3 protein-coding genes are annotated in these 3,535 nt (G+C 57.8%); all 3 read right to left on the bottom strand.

The annotated features are described in order from the left end of the window. A partial coding sequence (locus ACXJ5O_RS21825; protein ID WP_457301723.1) for an iron-containing alcohol dehydrogenase occupies nt 1-342 on the bottom strand: 342 nt, incomplete at its 3' end. A 10-nt stretch (nt 343-352) separates the two neighbouring features. Beyond that, nucleotides 353-1,738, bottom strand: coding sequence for an aldehyde dehydrogenase family protein (locus tag ACXJ5O_RS21820; RefSeq protein WP_457301722.1), 1,386 nt, complete (start codon nt 1,736-1,738; stop codon nt 353-355). Between the two features lie 206 nt (nt 1,739-1,944). Further along, nucleotides 1,945-3,315, bottom strand: a complete 1,371-nt coding sequence (locus ACXJ5O_RS21815) for a glutamine synthetase family protein (RefSeq protein ID WP_457301721.1) — start codon at nt 3,313-3,315, stop codon at nt 1,945-1,947. Nucleotides 3,316-3,535: the final 220 nt, after the last annotated feature.

Here is a 3,535-nt window from a genome sequence, read left to right as displayed (position 1 = left end):
GCCCGCCTGAAACGCGATCAGCTTGCCAAGATCGAGTGCCGACCCACCACCGAAAGCGATGACGCCGTCATGCTTGCCCTTTTTGAAGACCGCAATACCAGCCGTTAAATTCGACTCGACGGGATTAGGCTTTACTTCAGAGAACACGCCGTACGGCACTTTGGCATCGTCCAGGATTTTCAACGTACTCGCCACTACCGGCAGCTTGGCGAGGCCGGGATCGGTGACGAAAAGCGGGTTCTTGATCCCCGTCGCTTCCAGAACTTCCGGCAATTCCTTGATGCGGCCCGCGCCAAAACGCACAGTGGTCGGATAGTTCCATTTGGAAAAAAGCTGGGTCATGTCATGTCTCTCAAATTGCTTCGCGGAGGTGATAGGATTTGGGTCTAGTCAAATTGCCATAGCCGATAGCCGACATCGCCGCGCCCTTGCCCGTCTCCTTTACGCCGGTCCAGACCAGCGCCGGGTCGATGTAGTCGCAACGGTTCATGAATACCGTGCCCGTTTCGATCCGGTCGCCGATATCCGCCGCATGATCCGTGTCGGTCGTCCACAGCGAGGCCGTCAGTCCATACTGGCTGTCATTCATCAGCGCTACGGCCTCCTCGTCGTTGCGCACCTTCATGATGCCAACGATCGGACCAAAGCTTTCCTCGCGCATGACACTCATCTGATGGTCGACGCCGGTAAGCACGTCCGGCGCTAGGTAGGGCGAACCCGCCTTGTCATTGGCGACGCTCATATTGACATGCGCCTTTGCACCCTTGCGGAGAGCTTCCGCCTTCTGCTCGCGCACGAGATCGGCAAAGCGCGTCTGTGCCATCGGTCCCATGGTCGTTGCTGCATCGAGCGGATTGCCGACAACATATTGCTTGGTCAGATCGACGAAACCGTCGACAAACCGATCATAGACGTTCTCGTGCACATAAATTCGCTCGATGCCGCAGCAGCATTGGCCGGAATTGAAGAAGGCGCCATCGACGAGATTGGCAACCGCATGGTCGAGATTCACGTCCGGCAGCACATAGGCCGGGTCCTTGCCGCCAAGTTCGAGCCCGAGTGTCATGAATGTTCCCGCCGCCGCCTTTTCGATGGCCCGTCCGCCACCGACCGAGCCCGTGAAGTTCACATGGTCGATACGGCCGGAGCCGAGCAGCTTTTCCGTTTGTGCGTGACTGAGAACGATGTTCTGGAAGACGCCCTTCGGGAGGCCCGCCTTGGCAAAAGCCTGGGCAAAGCGCTCACCAACCAGCAGCGTCTGCGCCGCATGTTTCAGGATGACGCTGTTGCCTGCCATCAGTGCCGGAATGATCGTGTTGACCGCAGTAAGATAGGGATAGTTCCACGGCGCGATGACCATCACGACACCCAGCGGTACGTGCTTGATGTAGCGACGGAACCCCGGCCTGTCGTTTTCTACGACTGGAGCCAGCGCCGTTTCAGCAATCTTGACCATGTAGCGCGTGCGTTCTTCCACGCCGCCCTTTTCGCCGCCATAGCGTACCGGACGGCCCATCTGCCAGGCGATCTCCGGCACAATCTCGTCATTCATGGCGAGCAGCGCATCAAGCGCCGCCAGGCATAGACGGCCCCGTTCCGCAATGCTTGTCTGTGCCCAGTCCGCCTGCGCCTGTTTTGCGGATTCAACAGCCGCGTCTATGGCCTTATCGGTAGCGACAGGACGTTCGGCATAGACGGAACCGTCGATCGGGGTAATCAATTTGACCGTCTCGGTCATGGCAAAACCTCTTGTTTGTTTTAAGATCCCCTCCCCGTCGCTTCGCTCCGCCCCTCCCCACAAGGGGGAGGGTGAACCGGCGCACCTGTCACAACTGCAATCGTCAAGCTTGAAAGTATCTCAGGCTTGGCTCCATTTACCCTCCCCCTTGTGGGGAGGGAGGCTGCGCAGCAGCAGGGAGGGGTATTCTTATAGTTCCATAGTCTTCAATACCGTTCGAAGCCGCGATGCAACTCCCAGTCGGTCACCCGGCGGTCATATTCGAATTGTTCCCACTTGGCCGTGTGCACATAGTGCTCAACCACGTCTTCACCGAGCGCTTCTTTCAGCATTTTCGAGCGACCGAGCGTATCTGTTGCCTCGCGCAGCGTCTTCGGGATTTCCCTTAAACGTGCCCCGCCGTAGGCATCGCCCTGGAATGGCTTGCCAAGTTCCAGCTTCTCGTCAATACCGGCAAGACCTGAAGCGATCAGCCCGGCAAAGGCGAGATACGGGTTGAGATCGGCACCGCCGATGCGGCATTCGATGCGGATACCCTTCGTGCCTTCACCGCAGAGACGGAAACCGGCAGTGCGATTGTCCAGACTCCACACATTCTTGGTCGGGGCGAAAGTGCCCGCCTGGAACCGCTTGTAGGAGTTGATATAGGGCGCAAGGAAATAGGTGAAGTCATCGGCATATTTCAGCTGCCCGGCCACCCACTGCCGCATCAGCGGCGACATCGTGTGTTCCGCCTTCTTGTCATAGAACAGCGGCGTCTTGCCATCGGCGCTCCACAGGGAGTTGTGGACATGGCTGGAGCTTCCGGCCAGTGAATAATCGTACTTTGCCATGAAGGTGATCGCCTTGCCCATCTGGGTGGCGATCTCCTTGCAGCCGTTCTTCATGACGACATGGCGGTCGGCCATTTCCAGCGCTTCCGCATAGCGCACATTGATCTCTTCTTGCCCGGGGCCCCATTCGCCCTTGGAATTCTCGACGGGAATACCCGCATCGAAAAGCCCGTTGCGGATGGCGCGCATCACCGCGTCTTCCTTGGTGGTCATCTGGATCACATAATCCTGGATATAGGGCGACGCCGTATTCATGCCCTTCCAGTGCTTGCCACGGGCGGTCTCATAGGTCTCGTCAAAGAGATAGAATTCGAGCTCGGAGGCAAAGTAGGCGAGATAGCCGCGCTCCTTCAGCCGGGCGAGCTGGCGCTTCAGGATGCTGCGCGGCGAATGCGCGAGATCCTCATGATGGTGATGGTCGAGAATATCGCACAATACCAATGCGCATTTTTCCAGCCATGGAATATGTCGGATCGTCGAGAGGTCCGGCTTGATGACGAAATCGCCATAGCCCTGTTTCCAGCTCGCAGCCTTGTAGCCCGGCACCGGTTCCATATCGATATCGTTGGCGAGCAGGTAATTGCAGCCATGAGTTTCGTCGTGGGCGGACTCGACGAAATACGTAGCGTGGAACCGCTTGCCGATCAGCCGGCCCTGCATGTCGACGAAACAGGCAAGAACCGTATCAATCTCGCCATTGTTCACACGGCGCTTTAGATCGTCGAAACTCCAGTGTCCGGGCATATTCTTTCCTTTGAAATGTCGCTGCGGGTCAAAATAAAAGGGGCGACCGGCGCCAAACCGGTCGCCCCTTTGCTTGAAATCAGGTTCGTTCGCCGACAGCCTGCTCCGCTGCCTTGATCGCAGCCTGACGCGCAGCAATGATTTCGCCAAGCGGCGGTCCCTGGAACCGGCGTTTCTCGAATGCGAACCATATGATCGCCGTCAGGATGAAGAATCCGAC

The sequence above is a fragment of the Phyllobacterium sp. P5_D12 genome (genome assembly GCF_054049495.1).
Note: the sequence above shows the minus strand (reverse complement) of the source record. Positions and strands in the feature narration are given on the sequence as shown.

Bases quoted from the DNA above. Each gene is read 5' to 3' on its own strand.
- ACXJ5O_RS21820 (WP_457301722.1), bottom strand. From the start codon at position 1,738: ATGACCGAGACGGTCAAATTGATTACCCCGATCGACGGTTCCGTCTAT.
- ACXJ5O_RS21815 (WP_457301721.1), bottom strand. From the start codon at position 3,315: ATGCCCGGACACTGGAGTTTCGACGATCTAAAGCGCCGTGTGAACAAT.